Annotated in this window: 18 protein-coding genes; 9 read left to right on the top strand and 9 right to left on the bottom strand. The window is 56.0% G+C overall.

The genetic code is table 11. From position 1 onward, the window contains the following. Window positions 1-82: 82 nt before the first annotated feature. Window positions 83-1,018: a helix-turn-helix domain-containing protein gene (locus tag ACG33_RS03860; RefSeq protein WP_168160009.1), complete on the top strand. Its 936-nt coding sequence runs from the start codon at window positions 83-85 to the stop codon at window positions 1,016-1,018. Between the two features lie 137 nt (window positions 1,019-1,155). On the opposite strand, the gene ACG33_RS03855 is transcribed toward ACG33_RS03860, so the two are convergent. After that, window positions 1,156-3,615 (bottom strand): TonB-dependent receptor, encoded by a 2,460-nt coding sequence (locus ACG33_RS03855; RefSeq protein ID WP_066918858.1) that lies wholly within the window; start codon window positions 3,613-3,615, stop codon window positions 1,156-1,158. A gap of 482 nt (window positions 3,616-4,097) precedes the next feature. Between ACG33_RS03855 and ACG33_RS03850 the strand changes: the two genes are divergently transcribed. The 8 genes from ACG33_RS03850 to ACG33_RS03815 are packed head-to-tail and all read left to right on the top strand — an operon-like array spanning window position 4,098 to window position 10,367. Continuing rightward, window positions 4,098-4,475, top strand: coding sequence for a carboxymuconolactone decarboxylase family protein (locus tag ACG33_RS03850; RefSeq protein WP_168160008.1), 378 nt, complete (start codon window positions 4,098-4,100; stop codon window positions 4,473-4,475). 58 nt (window positions 4,476-4,533) lie between these two features. Then, the gene (locus ACG33_RS03845; protein WP_066918855.1) at window positions 4,534-5,217 is read left to right on the top strand and encodes an alpha/beta fold hydrolase; all 684 of its coding nucleotides are present in this window, start codon (window positions 4,534-4,536) and stop codon (window positions 5,215-5,217) included. 37 nt (window positions 5,218-5,254) lie between these two features. Beyond that, complete coding sequence (locus tag ACG33_RS03840; protein WP_168160007.1) at window positions 5,255-6,190, top strand: SDR family oxidoreductase; 936 nt, start codon at window positions 5,255-5,257, stop codon at window positions 6,188-6,190. Continuing rightward, on the top strand, window positions 6,187-6,609 hold the full coding sequence (locus ACG33_RS03835; RefSeq protein ID WP_066918851.1) for a hypothetical protein: 423 nt from the start codon (window positions 6,187-6,189) through the stop codon (window positions 6,607-6,609). The genes ACG33_RS03840 and ACG33_RS03835 overlap by 4 nt, the downstream gene beginning before the upstream one ends. 15 nt (window positions 6,610-6,624) lie before the next feature. Next, window positions 6,625-7,479, top strand: a complete 855-nt coding sequence (locus tag ACG33_RS03830; protein WP_066918849.1) for an NAD(P)-dependent oxidoreductase — start codon at window positions 6,625-6,627, stop codon at window positions 7,477-7,479. 24 nt (window positions 7,480-7,503) lie between these two features. Next, a complete protein-coding gene (locus ACG33_RS03825) occupies window positions 7,504-8,373 on the top strand; it encodes a TIGR03619 family F420-dependent LLM class oxidoreductase (protein WP_066918847.1) in 870 nt (289 codons plus the stop codon). Window positions 8,374-8,394: 21 nt separating this feature from the next. Continuing rightward, entirely contained in the window at window positions 8,395-8,814 is a 420-nt protein-coding gene (locus ACG33_RS03820) for a nuclear transport factor 2 family protein (protein WP_168160006.1), read from the top strand. A gap of 5 nt (window positions 8,815-8,819) precedes the next feature. Then, the gene (locus tag ACG33_RS03815; RefSeq protein ID WP_083537147.1) at window positions 8,820-10,367 is read left to right on the top strand and encodes an FAD-dependent oxidoreductase; all 1,548 of its coding nucleotides are present in this window, start codon (window positions 8,820-8,822) and stop codon (window positions 10,365-10,367) included. Here the strand turns inward: ACG33_RS03815 and ACG33_RS03810 are convergent. The 8 genes from ACG33_RS03810 to ACG33_RS03775 all read right to left on the bottom strand — a co-directional run bounded on the left by ACG33_RS03810 (window position 10,364) and on the right by ACG33_RS03775 (window position 19,561). Beyond that, window positions 10,364-12,511: an oxidoreductase gene (locus ACG33_RS03810; RefSeq protein WP_066918843.1), complete on the bottom strand. Its 2,148-nt coding sequence runs from the start codon at window positions 12,509-12,511 to the stop codon at window positions 10,364-10,366. The genes ACG33_RS03815 and ACG33_RS03810 overlap by 4 nt on opposite strands. A 47-nt stretch (window positions 12,512-12,558) precedes the next feature. After that, a complete protein-coding gene (locus ACG33_RS03805) occupies window positions 12,559-12,993 on the bottom strand; it encodes a nuclear transport factor 2 family protein (RefSeq protein WP_066918841.1) in 435 nt (144 codons plus the stop codon). A gap of 227 nt (window positions 12,994-13,220) precedes the next feature. Then, window positions 13,221-14,036, bottom strand: coding sequence for an SDR family NAD(P)-dependent oxidoreductase (locus ACG33_RS03800; protein WP_066918839.1), 816 nt, complete (start codon window positions 14,034-14,036; stop codon window positions 13,221-13,223). Between the two features lie 3 nt (window positions 14,037-14,039). Further along, complete coding sequence (locus tag ACG33_RS03795) at window positions 14,040-15,077, bottom strand: NAD(P)H-dependent amine dehydrogenase family protein (RefSeq protein ID WP_066918837.1); 1,038 nt, start codon at window positions 15,075-15,077, stop codon at window positions 14,040-14,042. 28 nt (window positions 15,078-15,105) lie between these two features. After that, on the bottom strand, window positions 15,106-16,398 hold the full coding sequence (locus ACG33_RS03790) for a cupredoxin domain-containing protein (protein WP_066918835.1): 1,293 nt from the start codon (window positions 16,396-16,398) through the stop codon (window positions 15,106-15,108). 398 nt (window positions 16,399-16,796) lie between these two features. Continuing rightward, window positions 16,797-17,171 carry a carboxymuconolactone decarboxylase family protein gene (locus ACG33_RS03785; protein ID WP_066918833.1) on the bottom strand — a complete coding sequence of 125 codons (375 nt, stop codon included), beginning with the start codon at window positions 17,169-17,171 and terminating at the stop codon, window positions 16,797-16,799. A 48-nt stretch (window positions 17,172-17,219) separates the two neighbouring features. Next, the gene (locus ACG33_RS15615; protein WP_083536421.1) at window positions 17,220-18,197 is read right to left on the bottom strand and encodes an alpha/beta hydrolase; all 978 of its coding nucleotides are present in this window, start codon (window positions 18,195-18,197) and stop codon (window positions 17,220-17,222) included. Between the two features lie 125 nt (window positions 18,198-18,322). Beyond that, the gene (locus ACG33_RS03775) at window positions 18,323-19,561 is read right to left on the bottom strand and encodes an MFS transporter (RefSeq protein ID WP_083536420.1); all 1,239 of its coding nucleotides are present in this window, start codon (window positions 19,559-19,561) and stop codon (window positions 18,323-18,325) included. Window positions 19,562-19,775: the final 214 nt, after the last annotated feature.

Raw genomic sequence — 19,775 nt, 5'->3', positions numbered from 1 at the left:
TGGAATTGCCTGTCAAGGCTAGCTGGTGTAGCATTTTTTTGCGCTACACGGGGTTGCTCAACGCATGGAGATTCTTGCCCACATGCCTGCAAACCTGCACGAGGTGCGCAACCTCGGGATCCGCGATTACCCGATCCGGGAGTACCCAATCCCGAACGGATGCTCGCGCTTCATCCTGCCGACCGATCTGCGTCGGGCATTGCACGGACACGCACTGAGCAGCGATCTTTACACTCGAGCAGCCGGTCATTACCGCCGGGATCCTGGACACAACGCCTTCCTACAGGCGTGTCACGTCATCTATTATTGTGTCGGCGGCGAGGTAAGGTTGAGGTCGGACGACTATGACTGGCGGCTCGGTCCCGGCGAAATCGCAGTCAGCCCACCGGGCAGAGTTCAGTTGACGGCGACGACGAAGGGGAAGCGGCTGACGTTCTATTGGCTGGCATTCTCCGGTACTCTGAGCACAGACTACATCCAGTTCATCGATCCTTCCGAACAGGTGACTCGCGTCGGCCTGAATCCTGAGTTGATCGTTCAATTCGAGAAGCTGTGCCAACTACATGATCTGCAACTGGCAAATTTCACGATCAATAGATTCGTCAACTGTGCCAATCTTCTGAAGGCGCTTCTGACCAGCATTCCCATGCTCGCTTCGCACGAGGCTAACGAGAAGAAGAATCGCATCGATCTAGACCGGATTCGTGGTTTCATGGTGGAGCGACTCGATGATCCTCCGCGATTGGAAGAAATGGCGAGAATCGCCAATCTCTCACCCTATCATTTTCTAAGGACTTTCAAGAAGCTGACCGGCCTTGCGCCGATGCGTTACTTCATTCGTATGCGCCTGCAGCACGCCTGTAGCCTGCTCGAGACGACCCAGATGCCGATCAAGCAGATATCGTTTACCGTAGGCTATGCTGATCCCCAGTATTTCTCTCGGAGCTTCCACCAATCCTTTGGCATGACGCCCCACGCCTATCGGAGCCGAGCCTCACGGTCAACGGCAGCCTCCTAATTAATATCTAAGTAGAGGTTCTTGATTGGAGGCGCAAAGTTGCGCCCATCGAAGGCTGGATTTCCGCGGTGAGCGGAAGGGGTGTATGCACCCCTTCCAGCTCACCTTTCGAAGCCTGATCTTTCCTGCTGATCCGACTAGAAATCGACGGTCAGATCCAAACCGTAAGTCCGCGCCTGCTCATAGATGGCCAAGCCGATGAAGCCGGCCGGGACATACTGGGCTATATGACGATTATTGAAGACATTCTTACCCCAGAGCGAGACCCCGAGTCTGGCATTGCGCAGTTCGATATCGCTCAAGGCGAGACGTGCATTGACGAGCCACTGATCGGGCGAGGTCGCCGCCTTGCGCAGCGCCGGATCCTCCTGCGCCGTCGGACCGGCACCGGGAGTCAGGTCGGAAGTCATCAAGTACTTGCCCTTGAACTGCCCGTCGACGCGCAGCGACAGGTATCCGCCGGCGATGTTCTGCGGACCATCGTACTGGGCAAAAAGATTACCCGTCCACTTCGGACGATTGAAACTCTGGAACCCAGGCGCTCCGGAGACATAGACAAAACCTCCACTACCGTCAAACCCCCTGAATACGGTGTCCTGATCATACTTGAAGTGGGTGAAGCCGACATTGGCGCCCAGCGTGAGTCCGTCCATGGCCACCAGGGTGTTCTCCCACTCGAAGCCGTAGGCCGTGGCATCGGCACTGGGGACGACGGCCTGCCCGAAGTTCGCCGCCGACGCCTGACCCGTCTGTGAACCCAGCGTAATCTGCTGAATCAGGCTGTAATCGACATGATACAGCGCCAGATTGCTGCGTAGACGACGGTCGAACAGCTCGCTTTTCACACCCAGCTCGTAGGACTTGGCCTTCTCCGGGGCAAATTCGATCGTGGCCAGCTGGCCACCGGAGATGAAGCCCGTCGCATACTTGACATAGGTGAGGATATTGTCCACCGGCTTGTAGTTGAAGCCGACCAGATAGGTATCGCGGGTATCCTTATAACGAATAGGTTCAAAGCGACCGTTTGAGGTCTCATATATACCATTAGGCGGCAGTGTGCCTTGGATCACCCCAGGAATGACGTCCTTGCCTTTCTTATTATCGCGAGTGATACGATAGCCGACCACGAAATCGACTTGATCGGTCAAATGGATTTCCGGCTGAATATAGAAGGCATCCGACTTTGCCTTCACGGTCGGGGGAACATAGCCGGTATTGGCCGGCACCACGAAGGGAGTTCCCACCTGCGGCGTACCCTGGCCCATGATGGCCGCACCCGCAATCATATTGTATTCCCCGGCGATACCGGACACTTCCTGGTCATTCTGGAAATGAATGACGCCGGCGGTAAGATCGAACCGGTCGTGGGTAATGTTCAGCTGCAGCTCGTCACTCCACTGCTTGTTTATTTCCTTGGCATTGGTTGCCGTGAACAGGAAAGGCAGGCTGGTACCTGGTATGTACAGGCCGCCCAGGCCGTCAAAGTGATAGTTGGTGTAAAGATTCATCTTGCGATAGGCAAGAACATTCTTCAAGGTCGCCCAATCGTTCACTCGCCAGGTGGCCGTCAGATTGTGGCCATAAACCTTGTTGGTGCCTTCGGTGGAGTACCAGTTGTTGACGGCCTTCGGACGCTTGGTCGTAATGGGCGTCATCAGAGCCGGATTACTGGCACCATAGAACGCATTGGCATTATAAAAATTAGTCGGGACACCGCCATATATACCGGTAGCCGGGGTCACCAGATAGGCAATACCCGAGGCATTCGGCGTGTAATCGGTATCGGACAGATCGAACTTGTAGGACAGATCCAAATCCTCGTGGAAATCCAGGTCGGCCGCCACGAAAACACCATCGACACTTTCATCGCCCAGCCGCTTGGGCGAGGTCAGAATGCCCTTGCCGCTCACGCTATGGTCCCAGGCCGTACCGGCGCCGAGGTTACGGGTGTCGCCATCACGTTCGGAACGCAGATAGGAGGCCGTCAGGCTGAGCGGTCCGACACGCGGGAAGTCGATGCGCGTCTTGGAACGAAACTGGTTGTAATTACCGGTGGTGAGCTCCTGGTGGATCCCGAACTCGCCGGTGGGCTTGCGCGTGCGAACGCTGATCGCGCCGCCGGTAGAGTTTCGGCCGAAAAGTGTTCCCTGCGGGCCGCGCAACACTTCGATCTGTTCGACATCGGCAAACTCGAACAGCGAACCGCCGGCAGCCTGCACGTATACATCATCGATGTACAGCGATACGCCCTTGTCCGTTCCCAGGGCGGAACCATAGGTATACAGACCACGCATCGAATACTGCGGGAAACGAGCTCCGCCGGCGCCGGGACGGATCGTCAGGTTGGGCGTGACGGCATTGAGATCGCTGATACCGTGGATACGATTACCGATGATGGAATCGGCACTCAGCGCGGTCACCGCCACCGGCACGTCCTGGATGTTCTGTTCGCGCTTTTGCGCCGTCACCACGATCTCTTCGAGCACAAAAGATTGACCGGTCGACTGTGCCTGCACGCTCGTCGATGCCAGCGCCAGAGCGGGCGCGGCGAGCATCGCAAAGCACAGCTCATGAATGGCATGTCCAGGATTCTTCATTACTATCCTCCCCATTAACTTAGGTATCCGTCGCGAAAGACGTTCGAAGTGCGCCGATGCCGGCAATAAAGGACAAGCTTGCAAACCCGCCTCGACCGCAGCATCGTCCGACAAGACTACGCCGGCCAGCACCATGCCGGCCGGCTTCCCCAGTGGCTCTGGGGGGGGGTAACTCGGGGGCGACTCGAGGATGAGTCGGAAATTACATCGCCAGCCGAGTTCAGTTCACTGATCAAGTTTAATCTTTATTAATCTTTGATGGACGCCATCTAGCATAGACCCTTAATCCGGCAAAGACTAGTAATCCAAGTGGACGATGCCTTCATACCAGAAGCTGAATAGCTTCGGGCGATTACGCACTCATATTAAATGAGTTGCCGCGACATGAATTCCCGGCTTCGTAGCCAGCTTTCACGACCGGCTTCATAGCCGCGCTCCCGGCCGGGATGATTCGCAACGATGTCATGACAGAAGGTGAGGCGATGAGCGACTCGAATCGACGGGCCCGGGGGGCGGCGATGCTGCAAAAGGTGTACGCCGGCATCGTACCCGTACCGCCCGAGGGAAAAAGTGCCTTCGCCGATCTGATGCTCGAGCAGCTGTTCGCCGAAGTATGGACGCGCGAGGCACTCTCGGTCCGCGACCGGCGCCTGCTCACCATGGGTGTGATCGCCGCGCTGGGCGAGACGAACACCTGGGGCATCCAGGTGCGTGCGGCGCTCGCCAATGGCGAACTGACAGCGGAACAGGCGCGCGAGGCACTGATCCATCTTGCCCAGTACGCGGGCTATCCGCGCGCCAGCGGGCTGCTACCCGTCACCGAGGAAGCGATCGCCGCGGCGAACGACGCCAAGTCCTGAACCAGATTCGGAACCAGGCAACGGCCAGCTCCGCCAATCCTTTCGAGGCTCACCCACGATGACGAGCTTTGTACTGGTCCACGGAGGCTCGCACGGCGCATGGTGCTGGGAACGTCTGATACCTCATCTCCAGGCCGATTCCCGTGTCGAATCGGTGGTGGCCGTCGATCTGACCGGTCATGGCACGCGCCGCGGCGCGAAGTCTTCCGATGCGATCACTCTCGCCGACTATATCGACGATGTTGTCGGCGAGATCGAAACCCGAAATCTTCATGAAGTCGTGCTCGTCGGCCACTCGCTTGCCGGTATCACCCTCCCTCGAGCCGCGGAGCGGATCACCGGGCGGATCCGGCGGCTCATCTATCTCTCGACTTCGAATCCCCCGGCCGGCCAGTCGATCGCCGATCTCATGAGGCACCCCCTGTCACCGGTTTCGCGACGCCTCGACGCTCGGGGCATGTTCTGCAACGACCTGGATGACGATGCTGCGGCGTGGCTGCTCTCGAAGCTCGAACCCGAGCCGCCGGGTCCCATGCGCGAGCCTGTTCCCACCGTTGCCGCAGCCGTCGGCTTGAAATCGACCTACATTCTTCTGGAACGCGACGCTGCATTACCGCCTGCATACCAGCGCGAGCAGGCGCGAAACGCCGGTGTCGATGAAGTGGTGGCATTCGAGGCGGGACATGATGCCTTCATATCTCGGCCGCGCGAGCTGGCGGATATCTTGTTGCGCTACACGTAGACTCATCAGCTGGGTGATGCCGCCATTGGAAGCCTCCGTGAACATCAAGAATGTAATTATCTTCGGTGCCGCCGGACAACAGGGGCGGCCACAGGTGCGGGAAGCCTTGCGCCAGGGCTATCGAATCAGGGCAGTCAGCCGTCGTCTGGACGCCTTCAACGATCCTGAATACAAGGATGTCCAAACGCTCAGTGCCGATTACGATGTTCCTGCCTCGCTCGAGGCGGCGCTGGAAGGAATGGACGCGGTACTCGTCCAGCTGCCGTCCGGGGGAAATCTCGAACATACGCTCGGACAGTGTGCGAACCTGTCGAGCGCGATCAAAAAATCGACCGTCCGGCTCATCGTCTACAACACCAGCAACTGGGGACCGGATACGCCCTGCGGCGTGCCGATTTACGACTATGTTCTGAAGTTCGAGGAGACCTTCCGCGCCACAGGCGTACCGCTGGTCATATTCCGGCCGGGAATCTTCATGGATAACCTGGCAACGCCCTTCATGAAACCGATGTTCGTCAACGAAGGCGTTTATCGCTATCCGCACACGCTCGATGCCGCCTACGACTGGATTTGTCACGAGGATCTCGCGAAATTCATGATCGCGGCGTTGCAGCGACCGGACCTGGCGGGTCGTAAAATCCATCTCGGCGGGCGGGAGCGGCTGACCACCGCACAAGTAATCGCCATTCTTTCCGAGGCTATTGGACGGCCGATACGCTACGAGTACATCACTTCCCGCAAACTCGGCGAAGATCTTTACGATCTGACCGTGGCCGGACAAGGGACCGGGGGCGTGCTCGCAGGTGTGACACGCGATGAATACGCGGCCGACCTCGAAGCTTTCTATGACTTTGTCGACCACTCGCCGCTCAAGCCGTTCCAAGCCGACATGAAGAAGGTGCTGGCGCTGATCCCGATCCAAATGACCGATATGCGGACCTGGGCGGGAAGGCAGGACTGGAGCCGCACATGAAGGCGGCCATTCTGCAAAACGGCGCCATCCACGTCGCCGAGATACCCGTACGCGCGATCGTCGATCCCGCCTCACCCGTACGTACCGTCGTCGATTCCCGGCAGGGCGGCGTCAGAGCACCGCGCATGTCCTATTGCGGCCTCATCGGAGACAAATCAATTGTCGAGCTACAACTCATCTGGCGGCTCGGCTATGCGATGACGCCCGACTGGCAGGTGGAGGGCTATGTGATCGAGATCCAAGGCGAGCCCAGCGTCCGGGTAAGTTTTTATACCGAGAAGAGCAAGACCGGCAGCGGCACCACCACGGCGATGAATGCGGTTCACGCCATTCCCACGGTCTGTGCCGCCCATCCAGGCATCATAACCGCTGCGAAACCGCCGCCGATCACCGCCGCCTACTGCATCGAGATGAATTAGCCCCAGGAGAGCATCATGAAAGTCGCCTATATCGGGTTGGGAAGCATGGGCGCCCCCCAGGCACGCCTGATCGCTCGCGCCGGGCACCAACTCGCCGTCCACGATGCCTTCCCGGCTGCACGCGCGGCGTTTCGCAGCCTCGCCAGGATCGCCGACTCCGCCGCCGATGCCGCACAGGACGCTGAGATCGCCTGCGTATGTGTCCGGGATGATCGACAAGTCAATGAAGTCGTGCTGGGGGATGCCGGGCTCGTCCAAACGCTTGCCTCCGGCTCGCTGATACTCATCCACAGCACCGTGGAGATCGCCACCCTGCATGCGCTGCAGGCAAAGTTGGCGCCACGCGGGATTGCACTCGTCGATGCGCCGGTCTCACGTACCCGCAGCACCGATGAGGAAGCCTTCGTCTTCACCCTGCTAGGAGGCGATACCCGCGATGTGGAGCGAGCCCGCACGCTGGTCACAGCTTTTTCAACGGATGTCGAGCATCTCGGCCCCTTGGGCGCGGGCATGGCGGCCAAGATAGCCAACAATCTCGTCACCTGGACACACCTGGTCGTCGGCTCGCAGGCCGCCAACCTCGCTGCCTACCATGGCGTCACCTATGAAAAGCTTCGTCGCGTCATGACAGCGAACGGCAATCTGACTCCGACCGTCACCGCCATGCTCGATGGCAAACAGCAGTCTCCTCCCGGCACCAACCCGGTCCGCGATCAATTTCTGGCTAGCCAAGCCGGGATTGGCGAGAAAGACCTCGGATTGGCTATCGACTGCGGCAAAGCAGCTGGCCTGAGCGTCGCCATGATGTCCGCGACCCGCGAACTTGTACGCGGCATGATGACGGGGGCTTTGGTGCAACCTGCGCGATGATCGATCTCAACGAATGGAGGCACCGTGCGTTTCACTTATCTTGAAAGTCTTTGCGACATCAGCCACTTTCGTCCCCTCGCGGTGGCTGTCGAGAAGGCTGGTTTTTCTTCTTTTGCGCTACCCGACAGCATCATGTATCCCAAGGAAACCGATTCCAAGTATCCCTATTTGTCTTCGGGTGACCGGTCCTTCATCAATGCCCCGATGCTGGATCCGTTCATTCTCGCCACCCACATGGCGGCATACACCCAGACGCTGCAGTTCACTACCTTCGTCGCCAAACTAGCGGTTCGCAATCCGGTCCTGGTCGCCAAGACCGTATCCTCCCTCGCAGCGCTCAGCAACAACCGTTTCAGGTTCGGTGTCGGTCTCAGCCCCTGGCCGGAGGATTTCGCCGTGTGTGGTCAGCCTTGGGAAAAACGTGGCGATCGCATGAGCGAAATGATCGAGATCGTGCGCGGCCTGTGTGCCGGCGACTTCTTCGAATATCATGGAAAATTCTATGACTTCGGGCCGATCAAGCTCAACCCGACACCCACTAGACCGATGCCTATTTTGCTTGGCGGGCATGCCGAGGCGGCGCTGCGCCGCGCCGTGTCGATGGGCGACGGCTGGATGCATGCCGGAGGCGATAGGGATGACCTGAAATCGCTGCTCGATCGGCTGCAACAAATCCGGCGGGAACTCGGGGTCGCCGACAAGTCCTTCGAAATCCACGTGATTTCCGTCGACGCCTTCACCCCCGACGGGATCAGGCGACTGGAAGACATGGGAGTGACCGATGTCATCGTTGGTTTTCGTAATATCTATGATCCGCGATCGGCTGGTCAGCCATTGGCACAAAAGCTGATTGCGCTCGAGAAATATGCCGAACGCGTCATTCTAAAAGTCTGATCTATGCAGGAGAGACGACAGGTGAGCACCGATACCTTGGCCATCACGGCCCACAAGAACTCCATCGCCAATGCCATGGCGGGAAAAAAAGCACAGTGGCTGGAACTGTTCGATGAAAACGCCGTCGTGCACGACCCCGTAGGCACCTCACCGCATGACCCCAACGGGGTAGGCTTCCGCGGCAAAGAGGAAATCGCCAGATTCTGGGATCTGATGATCGGTAAGGGCAACCTCGTCATCGCTCCCGTCAAGCGCCTCCCTTGCGGAGAGAATATCGCTGCAGTCGCCATGACGGCGACCAATATCCTCGATGAATTGAAGACCTACATCGACATGGTGGGCATCTATGAAGTGAATGCGAGCGGCAAGATCATCAGCCTGAAGGTCTACTGGGATATTAATGCCCTGAGGCGGCAACTCGCCCAGGCAGGCGCAGCGTGACGCATATGAGCGAGCCTCGCGGATTAGGTGACAAGCAGGCAGAGGAGACTGGACGGAGCGATACTTCGATCCTGCCGCGCCGCTTATCGGAAATCACGCATTGGGATATCGTCACCGACGTGGCCATCGTCGGTTATGGCGGCGCGGGAGCCTGCGCCGCCATCGAAGCGAAGGATGCCGGCGCCGAAGTCATCATCTTCGAGACCGCCAGCGGCGGTGGCGGTTCCACTGCACTGTCCTGCGGCGAAATCTACTACGGCGGCAATGGCGGAACGCCCATCCAAAAGGCCACTGGCTTCGAGGACTCCTCGGAGAATATGTACAACTACCTGATGGCGTCGGGTGGGCCCAATGCCGATGAACGAAAGATCAGGGCGTACGTAGACGGCAGCCTCGATCATTATCATTGGATCGTCGACAAGGGTCTACGCTACAAGCCGTCTTTTGTAGCCACACGGGAAATCATCCAATTGACCGATGATTGCCTGATTTACTCCGGCAACGAAAAAGCCTGGCCTTATCGGGACAAGGCGCTTCCCTGCCCGCGCGGGCACAAAGGCCGGATCGAGGGGGATAACGGGGGCCCGCTGTTGTGGCAGGCACTCTCGGGTGCCGTCGAGCAGCGCGGGATCAAGGTTCAATACGATTCGCGCGTCCTGGCGTTGATTGCCGACGAACACAATGAAGTGTCCGGAGTCGCGATCAGGCACGACATGAAGGAATACAACGTCAGAGCCACGCGCGGCGTGGTGCTTTGCACCGGCGGCTTCGCCATGAACCAGAAAATGCTGAAGAAATTTGCGCCGACGCTGGCCAAGGGCAATGCACCGCTGGGTAACCCCAACGACAACGGTAGCGGCATCCGTATGGGGATGGCGCTCGGCGCCTCGGTCATCAACATGACGGAAGGCTTCATATCGATGGCATTCTACCCTCCGGGCAGGAACAGTTCGGGCATCTTCGTCAACGCCAACGGCCAACGCTACGTGAACGAAGACAGCTACCATACCCGGGTTGCCTATTATTCCATGCTACAACCGGACAGCCGCTGCTACCTGATCCTGCATGCAAGCGACGATTTCAAGCCACCTAAATTCTTCAATCCGCCCATTGCAGGAACGGGTTTCACCCTCGAAGAATTGGAGGCAGAGTTAAAAATACCTGCCGGAGCGCTTGCGCAGACGATGGAGTATTACAACCGGCACGCCGCCAAAGGTGAAGATCCTTTCTTTCATAAGGCATCCGAATGGCTCGAGCCGATCGAACCGCCCTACGTTGCGCTGGATTGCAGCCCCAGCGGCGGCGGGTACGTCACCTACTTCACGCTTGGCGGTCTTGAAACCGCACCGTCCGGGGAAGTTCTCAACGTTCGGGGTGAGGTGATTCCAGGGCTCTATACAGCGGGGCGCACAGCGAGTGGCGTTCCCTGTTCGACCGAGCATTACGCCAGCGGACTTTCGGTCGGCGATGCCACCTTTTCAGGTCGGATGGCGGGGATGGCGGCGGCGGGCCGGATACCTACGGAAGCTTCGAAGGGTTGTAGGATCGTTTAAGCCAGAAGCTCCCTGACCGCCTCTGCCGCAGTGCGCATGGCACCCTCGATATAGCCTACGCCCGTGCAATCGCCGATCGCCCTGACGTTGAAACCGGCACGGCGCAGGGTGTCGGCGAGTTGTGTATCGCCAGTGGCGCCTTTGGCGACGATGACCTGATCCGCGGAAATTTCCCGCGCTCCGCCGTCACTATCGGTGAAAAGAACGGCATGCCGGTCGATGCGGAGATTGGCAGCCGCCGGGAACATCTGTACACCATGCTCGCGCAGCTCCGTCAACAGACGTATCCGCCTGACATACGCGAGCCCCGCTCCCATGACCGGCGGTTCGTCCACGATCGATACCCGGCGCTTGCGCTCGCCGAGAAACTCCGCCAGTTCCAGCCCCACCAACTCGCCGCCGATGATCACAATATTTTTACCGAAAGGCATCCAGGTACGGGTGGTACGACGGATCAACCCGAGATTGCTTGTCAGCCCCAGCGCCGCTGCAAGTCTGACGGCGGCTGCCTTGCCGGCACCCAACCGCCGCTTCGTCATCGCTCCAGCCGATCCCAGCAGCAACCTGCGCATGTCATCACCGCTGAATACATGCGGCAGATCGCTTCCCGGGATCGGGGGCATCGAACGCACCGCGCCGGTGGCGACGATGACGGCGTCCGGCCGCAAGCGGGCAATCAAGTCAGGTGTGGCTGGAGTATCGAGACGGATCTGCACCCGCGAAGCCGCCAGCTGACGGGTCAGCCAATTCAGCAGCCGCTCATTGGCTGCATAGGCCAGCGAGGCAAGAAACAGCGTTCCACCCAGTCGATTGCCCTGCTCCAGCAACGTGACGCGATGTCCGGCCAGATCCAGGCGCCGAGCCGCCTCCATGCCGCCGGGTCCCCCTCCGATTACGACCATGTGCCTGGGACCGGTATTAGGTTCCGAAATCGAGGGATCGGGATCACGATACTCCAGTCCGGTGCGTGGATTGACGGCACAGCGCACCGACTGACGAAGATAGATGGCCGAGATGCAGGTGTAACAATAGATACAGGGCCGGATGTCCTCGGCGCGTCCCGCCGCCAGCTTGTTCGGCAACTCGGGATCGGCCAGCAGCTTGCGCCCCATGGCCAAAAAATCCAGCTTGCCGGCGGCGATCGCCGCGTCGCCGACTTCAGGCTCGACACGGCCGGAGGCAATGACGGGTATGCGCACTGCCGCCTTGATGGCGGCCGCGAACGGCAGGTTCACCGCCAGCTCGTGGGGGGTATGTGAAGCCGAATGAAGAATGCCACGGTCGGTATTGTGATAGGCGGTCACGGTGATGGCATCGGCACCCGCCTCCTGCGCCATGCGGGCGGTGACAAGCGCGTCCTCCAGGGTAATGCCTCCCGGCGATCCCACCTCGCGCGAATCCAGCTTGCACAGGATGGCCAGATCGTCACCCACGGCCGCCTTGACGGCCCGAATCGTTTCAAGCAGGAAGCGCGCCCGATTTTCCAGTGAACCGCCGTATTCGTCGGTTCGCTTATTTCTGTAGGCCGATAAAAAAGAGCCCAGCAGGTAGCCGTGCGCGCCGTGAATTTCAACGGCGTCGGCACCGGCTTTCCGGGCCCGCACCGCCGCAGCCGCAAAGAGAGCGACGACCTGACGGATATCGTCGATCGTCGGAATCTTGAAAGTGACTGCAGGCATCTTGCCCGTCGCTGGCGCCAGCTCGGCCAGTTCTTGCGGCAAAAACATGCTCTGTGCATCCGAGGCGCTCGCGGCCGGCAGCGACGGTGTCCAAAGAGGCCGCCCCTCGGCCATATCCACCACCGAATTCAAACCGGCATGCTGCAATTGCAGCGCAAGCCTGGCGCCATGGGCATGTACGGCTTGCACCAGGGCGGACAGACCGGCCAGGCAGCTATCATCGGAAATCGACGTTTGCCTGGGCAGGCAGGTTCCGGTCGGCAACGCGACACCGGTGGCGCCGGTGATGATCAGCGCTGCGCCGCCACGCGCCTGCTGCGCGTGGTAGGCGATCATTCGCTCGCCGCAGCTACCGTCTTGTTCCGCGAGATTGACCCCCATGGCGGTGACGACGATGCGATTGCGCAACGACAGGCGCCCGATCGTTCCCGGAGCGAGTAGATGACTCGATACGGATGCACTCATGGCCCTGCCCCTCCTACTTTCACAGCGGTGGCCTGCGTCCGCTGCGATCATTGCTCCTTCGCATCGCCCGGCGCTTTGACGAACCACTGGTTCTCTTCGCGAAGATTTCGGCTCTTCCAGCCTTCCGGGGTACGGACGAACCGATGGTGGTAGCGGCCGCCGCAATAGCTGAGTCCGGTGGCTCCCGGATAGATCATCGGATTGTAGAAGAGCGCGATGACCCGAGCCTCATCGCCATCGAGCTCGATCTCGATATTGGTGATGTAGTGCTGCGTCATCGAGAAGTGTTCGAGCGAGTCGCGCAGCCAATTGGCGATCTCGTCACGGCCGCCCACCGAACCTCCGGCACTGCGGTAATCGATATGTGCATCGGGCGTGAAGACCGTCTTCCACAACGCCCAATCTTTGTCGTCCACCGCCCGTGCGTAACGGGCCAGGGCCTCCTGGATCTCCAGCTTGTCGCTGAGCGCCTGCAAATCCATAACTCTCCTTCGTTATCAATCAAGGTAATGGCAGCTGCAGCTTCAAGGTTCTGGATCGTGACAGTACAGAGTTTACTCCCCAACCGTCATAACTTTCAGCACGAGGCTAAGGCACTCATCTTCCCATCATAGACTGTGCTGTGTATCGATGCTCGTCCACTCGGAGGTTCCAATTTCATCCAAGCGATACACTAGATTGTGGTGCATCCCTTGCGACGCAGAAACTCTCAGCTTAACGAAAGTCCGCCATCAACCACCAGGCACTCACCAGTAATGAAGCTCGCCGCAGGGCTGGCAAGAAACAGACAGGCCGAAGCGACTTCATCTGCATGACCGATACGGCCCATCGGAAAACGGCTCAAGTCCTTTGTTGGTCCGATATTGCTAGAAATCTTATGTTCCTCGATCGCTGCAGTCAGACCTGCGGTCCTTATCGTACCCGGCATCACCGCATTGGCACGAATATTTTTATCGGCATATTCTAACGCCACTGTCCGGACCAGCATATTAACTCCCGCCTTGCTGGAGCCATAGTGGGCGTGCCCAAAGATCATGCTTCTCTTGGCGGCAAGAGAAGAAACTGCAACGATGGCGCCGCCTTGGTCATCAATCAGCATTTTTCTGAGTGCCTCTCGGATACAGAGATAGGTACCTCGCGTATTAATCTCATGCACTCGATCCCACAATTCGACGCTACTCTGAAAGAAGGGCACGACAGGAAAGATGCCTGCGCAGTTGACAAGAATATCCACTCGACCATAGCGTGTAGCGACCTGATCAAAAAACGCTATGACCTGGGATTCCTGGGAGATGTCGGTTGGGACTCCAAAGACATCTTCGGTTTGTTTACCTTCGGTGTGCAGTCGAGCCACCGTTGCTTCCAACTTCTTCGGGGTAGTGGCGGTAAGCGCAAGCCGTGCTCCAGCAGCTAAAAAAAGACTTGCAACTGCAGTACCGATGCCGGATGAGGCTCCGGTGATGACTGCAGTCTTACCCGCCAAACCGAAAACTTTCCGAAGACGGTAATCATTCACCTCTGGCATCGGTTATATCTGAGTTCCAACGTGGGCGCCGCGGATCAAGGGTAGATCGAGGAAAGTTCTTATGCCTGGCTCAGCCTGGCATAAGGGTACGATCGAATTGACTGCATGCATGGCGGTAGCGATGACCGAGCACCGGGCATTTGAACGATCGAAATTGAACGTCACGCGCATCGGAGGATCTCCCTCTATGATGACGCTCCAGCCCTCGGGGGCCGTCGGCCAGCCTTTCGGTTTGATATGTCCGATAGTCCACAGAGTCTCGATCTCCACCACTGGCTTATCGTCATGCACACCTTGCCAGCGGTAGCGTTGGCCTGCTACGGTTCCGGTCTCGACCGTCCTATCTCCAACCTTGAAATCTCGCTCGGCTAGCTCAAAATCGAGCGAGGTCAGTGTGTCATCAAGGCGCAAACCAATGCCTTCGGCTACCATACGAACCGACTGCAGGAATAGATCACCCATGAACCGGGTGTATGGATGATCCCTTGCATCTTGTGGCGCATGACCAAAACGACACAGATCGAAGGTAATTTCCGGTGCTGACAACCCGTATTGAGACCAGTCTGCGTATTCGATGACTTTCACACGATCGATACGGCGACACAGTCCGCTCATAGCCAGTACCAGTTCATCTGCGATAAAGCCTGGATTGATACCTGTTCCATGCACCGATGAATTACCCTGCCGGCAGGCAGCTTCGAGCCGCTGCAGGCTATCGGTCTCCATCGACGCTGGATGAAAGAGAAAAGAAGTCGTAACAACATTCTTTCCAGACTCTAGTAAGCGGCAAACATCATCTAGATTGGGTTGCTGCGGCGTGTAGCATACGCAGTCCGCTTCCAACGCAAAGATGGCTTCCTTATCTCGGGTAGCGATCACATCAACCCGCGGCATATCGCAGAGCATTCCGGCATCTTTTCCATCCTTGGCCTCGCTATGGACTAGCAGTCCGGCGAGTTCCAGTCCTGGATGCTGCAGGATTCCACGCAGAGCCTCGATACCGACGCCACCGGTCGCCCATTGCACCACCTTGTAAGTCATATTCTGAATCCTTCCATTAGTAATCGCGTCAAGTTCGCAATAGCCGTCTCTGCTCAAACTGAAAAGCGAGTGAACGTCCAGCCTTTACGGCTTCGAACTCCGCTGGTGGCGCAAGCGGTTCAGCTGCTGGATCGATCATTACGTCCCAAGCGTAACGGGCGCCTCCAGGATCGTCTACCGCACGGCAGCTCGCTCGCGGATTGATCATACGCACCAGAGCATTCAGCGCCGGATGTGGCTCGTATGACATCTGAGCAAACCAGTTGAGTGAGTCACCCTCCTGTAGAGCTGGACAGTCATTGACCGAGATCCTGGCACGCTGATCACCGATCACTTCTACCCGTAGATCCAGGTAGGTACGTGGTTGAAAATCAGGGTGTAGCTGGACGATCTTAGCAATCGTTTGGATATCATCACCTTCGATACCAAGAAAGTTATGCAACCGATACGCGCCCATACAGGCGTGGCCGATCCACATGCTCCGACTCATCGCGGCGGCGCTTTCAGCTCCCTTGTGATTCATTTCGCTCAGAAGGTAGCCACGCACCAATAGCTGAATCTGAGCACCGAATTCTTGGCACAGTTTGACCAGAGCACTGTGAGAATAATCCTCCAGCTGGGCGTGTGGCTCGAACGGTCCGGAGTAATCTTGCCAACCACCTGGTTCCCGATCTTTCTTGGGCATGACGAGTGGAATCGATGCAATTTTCGCCTTCTGCACTACCGCAAGATTAGGATGTTGCTCGAAGGCATTAGTACCATCTGCAATCAATACCTTCCAGCGGCAGTGCGGATAGCGCCCTTCACCATTGCCATCTGAATTGCGTGGTGGACGATGAATCGCTCGCATCATCATGCTCGGATTAATTGCCGCGGCCGTTGCATCGAAAGTTGGATCCTCAATGTCATGGCACATCGTCTTGACTCGCTGAGGTCCGCCCAATTCAGCCTCCAACAACGATCCGCAATGCACCCAGAATTCTCCATAGTTGGGTGAATCGAGACGAAAATTGAAATCCATATATTGATGTGCTGCGCCGATATCCAGTTGCATATTCTTGAAAGCTGTACCGACGTCATCCCCTTCAAAATTCATTAATCGCTGCATACGCTTCGAATAGATAGGACTTGCTGCCATATAGGATTCGATTCCAAGGCGAGCATAACTGTCCTTAACCGCACCTGGTGGATGAGCAGTACGCCCCACCAGGATACCGAGCAACATGTACTCGCGTCCAAGATGACACAAGAAGTTTCGCGAAAAATCATCCAGGGTAAGGTCGGGATTGAAGGGACCGGAATAATCTTGGAGGACGGTCATGACAAATCTCCAAAAAGCGAGGTAAGTCTAGCGCACTATCATAAAGGTCATTCTGAGCGATCAAGACATCTTTGAGGATGAGGTTAGCTCAACCTATGAATACGACTCAATTCCGATTACTTAATTATAGATGTCGTAATATCGAGCTAACGACATCACAAACTCGATAGAGAGTTCTGTATAGAGTTTCTGGTGATACCTAGACCCAGTTCCCACTGGAACAGCAGGAGCTGGGCTCTCTCAGACTTTTCGCGCAGTGGCCAATAATCCTAATGAACATCAGGATTCAAGAATGACCTGAACGGTAACGCGATCAGGTTATTTCTTGTAATTTTCTTATCACTCTATGCCCATCTCGCTCGACTGATCCTTGTCCAAAGCGCCATTCTTTGACGACTTTATCCTCCATTTTCCTTGATAATATTTTCAAGAGCTAGATACAACGGTGACGTCGCTGGTGCACCCGCATAATTCAGGAGTACCTTCATCGAGGCTCGAAGCTCATCGATCGTGAGTTCTCCGTTCTTCAACGCCGAACGTGCATGAATGGCGAACATATCAGGCGAACCGGCACGGCCACCCATCACACCGATGACGAGGAGGCGCTTGTCTCTGAAGCTCAGACGATCATCTCCCCAGACCTCGTGAAACAACTTCAGATTCAATTCGCCAAAGCTGTCGGGTGCAACCGACTCGGGTAGTGGAATGACTCCGTTATAGCATTTCTTGAACATCTTTCGACCATGTTCGATGATTTCCTGCTCATTCATCATTTTCTTTAATCCAACAATTATTAGTCAGCAAATATTATCTGGCACGCATCACATCCAAGCATCCGTGACAAATCGCTTTAACTCTTCTTCTAAATCTTCAGCTTCTGGAGACCCAAAAATAACTCCATGTGGCATCCCCTCGAATACATGCAACTCTACGGTAACAGCAGCTCTTCGAAGCGCCCGGTGCATACGTACAGCGTTGGATAGAAATAGATCACGCGTACCCGTTTGAAGAAACGTTGGGGGAAATCCCTTGGTAAAACTTCCGAATAAGGGAGAGACGTGTGGATGCCCTAAATCATATCCATTAGCGTAAAGCTGATTAGCCGGCATCAAGCTTCCACAAAGGATGACATCTGCAAAAACGTTGACCTCGAAGCTATCACCGGACTCTGTCAAATCTAATTCAGGCGTCAGTAGAACCAGAGATGCGGGCAGAGGCAATCCTTCATCTCGAGCACGAAGCATCAGTGCTGCAGCAAGATTGCCTCCAGCGGAGGCACCTCCGACTATTAGATTTTCAGCGCCAAATTGCCCAATCAAATTACGATATACAGCAAGGCAATCATCAAGTGGTGCTGGATAAGGATAAGTCGGAGGCATACGATAATCTACCGCATAGCATCGCACTCCATGAGTTTCCGCTATACGACGTGCACCCCACTTACAGAAATTTCCTGATCCGCTAATTAGTGCTCCACCATGAATATCAAGATAGATTTTTGTCCCTGAAATCAAATTTTTAGGGGTCGCTATATGTACTGTACAACCAGCTATTTCAGTTGTTTTTATTTCGGCTGTAAGGTTAGCAGAGTACCTCTGTACCATGTGATCTAGATTTACGTCGAGCGCTTTAATAAAGCATTGCCAGCCGACAAAATCATTATGATCAGGATAGTTTTTTTTATTAAGTGGTGTACCGTCTGGAGAAACACATTGCTCTAAGGCTATACGAGCAGATTGACTGATAGAACGAGAGAAAGGGAGTAGGCGATTTTCTACCTTGACACCAATGGAATTCATATCATATTCCTTTCCATCAAATACCAGCGCTAGGTTTAACGGAAGGCGACTAAGATCGACAAGCAGAAATCACTGGTCTTTACCCTGCTAGGATGGCAACCGAGTAAACAAAAACGTCGATATATTTACTTTTCTCGCATCGATACCAACAATACGATCGCTATAATCACGAACGTCGCGAGACAAAAGAAAGCAGTATTGTAGTTACCGCTACGATCGAATAGATATCCCACGAGAGGAACGATTACGGTAGCCATGACGCCTGTGACTGGTAGCATACGTCCCATCACCCTGCCGTAGTGTATCGGCCCGTACAGGTGAGCTAGCAGTGCAGTCCAACCGGGCATGAGGGCCCCAGAGACCATACCTAGGAGTACAGAACAAATAAGCATTGTTTTATATGTATCTGTTTGTGTCAGCGTGACGATAGGTGGCACCAGCAAAGCCATGGCGATCTGCAGTGACATCTTCAGATCAACACGGTCAGCGATAAGACTGAACAATAATTTACCGCCGATACCGCTGATGGCGTAAGCAGATATCAAGAGAGCAGCGTGTTGGGAAACAATGCCCTGTCCTTGAGCATATGGAACAATATTCACAAGTAAAGCCGCACTTACGGCAAACACTGCACCTATAGCAATGGCGAGTTGCCAGAATCGCTTACTCAGCAGTAGGCCGTCTACCGACGTAGGTTCAGATAGCGCCTGAGCGGCAACTTCTGTCGTTGTTACTGTACCATCAGGATATAGTCCGAGGTCTGCAGGTCGATTACGGACCAAGATGAAAACCAAGGGTAACAGAAGGACCGCGGTACCAGCCCCAAACCATGCACAGGCTGTACGCCAACCGAAAGTATCGATAAGAACTTGAAACAGATAAGGAATAAATAGTCCACCGATAGAGCTTCCTAGCGCGGTCAAGCTCAACGCACGGCCACGCTTGTTACGGAACCAGCGCGTCACCAACACGCTGGTTCCAAGCGTCCCGAGCAGCGCCATGGCGACGGCAGACAGCGCGGCAAAGGCAAACACAAACTCCCACAGCGTACTCGAAATTGAGATCCAAATAAAAGTAGAACTCAAGGCGAGAACACCGAGAGTCATCAGTAGACGAGCAGAGTAACGATCAAGTAATGTACCGAAGAACGGTGACACCAATATTGTCATCAGTGACAGGCCAGTCTTTCCCCACATCATCTCGAAACGATTCGCACCGAATTCAGTGCCGATCGGCATTACCAACAAGCCATAGGAGTAGATAACCAGCCCGGTTGTAATTGCCTGTGCCAGCAAAGCGACACCGACGATCCACCATCCATGGAATATGCCTGTCTGTCTTCGCAAACTAGAAGAATTTTGCATCGGATGCGAGTTATCAACGAGTCAAAAAACGATGTATCAGACCACTCAATATCGCACCGATAATTTCATTATGTAGCTCCTCCACCGACTGCTGAATACCCGGCTATCTCGGCGTTTATGTAATGAATACACTCTGAAATGCTTGTGCAATGTAGAAGTCTGTCTACCGGCTCAATCCATAGAGCTCTAGCACATGGATATCCACTCTGCCGTG

Origin of the sequence: Steroidobacter denitrificans (assembly GCF_001579945.1) — a bacterium.
GTDB classification, from domain to species: Bacteria; Pseudomonadota; Gammaproteobacteria; order Steroidobacterales; family Steroidobacteraceae; genus Steroidobacter; species Steroidobacter denitrificans.
This window is presented reverse-complemented; position numbering and strand designations above follow the sequence as displayed.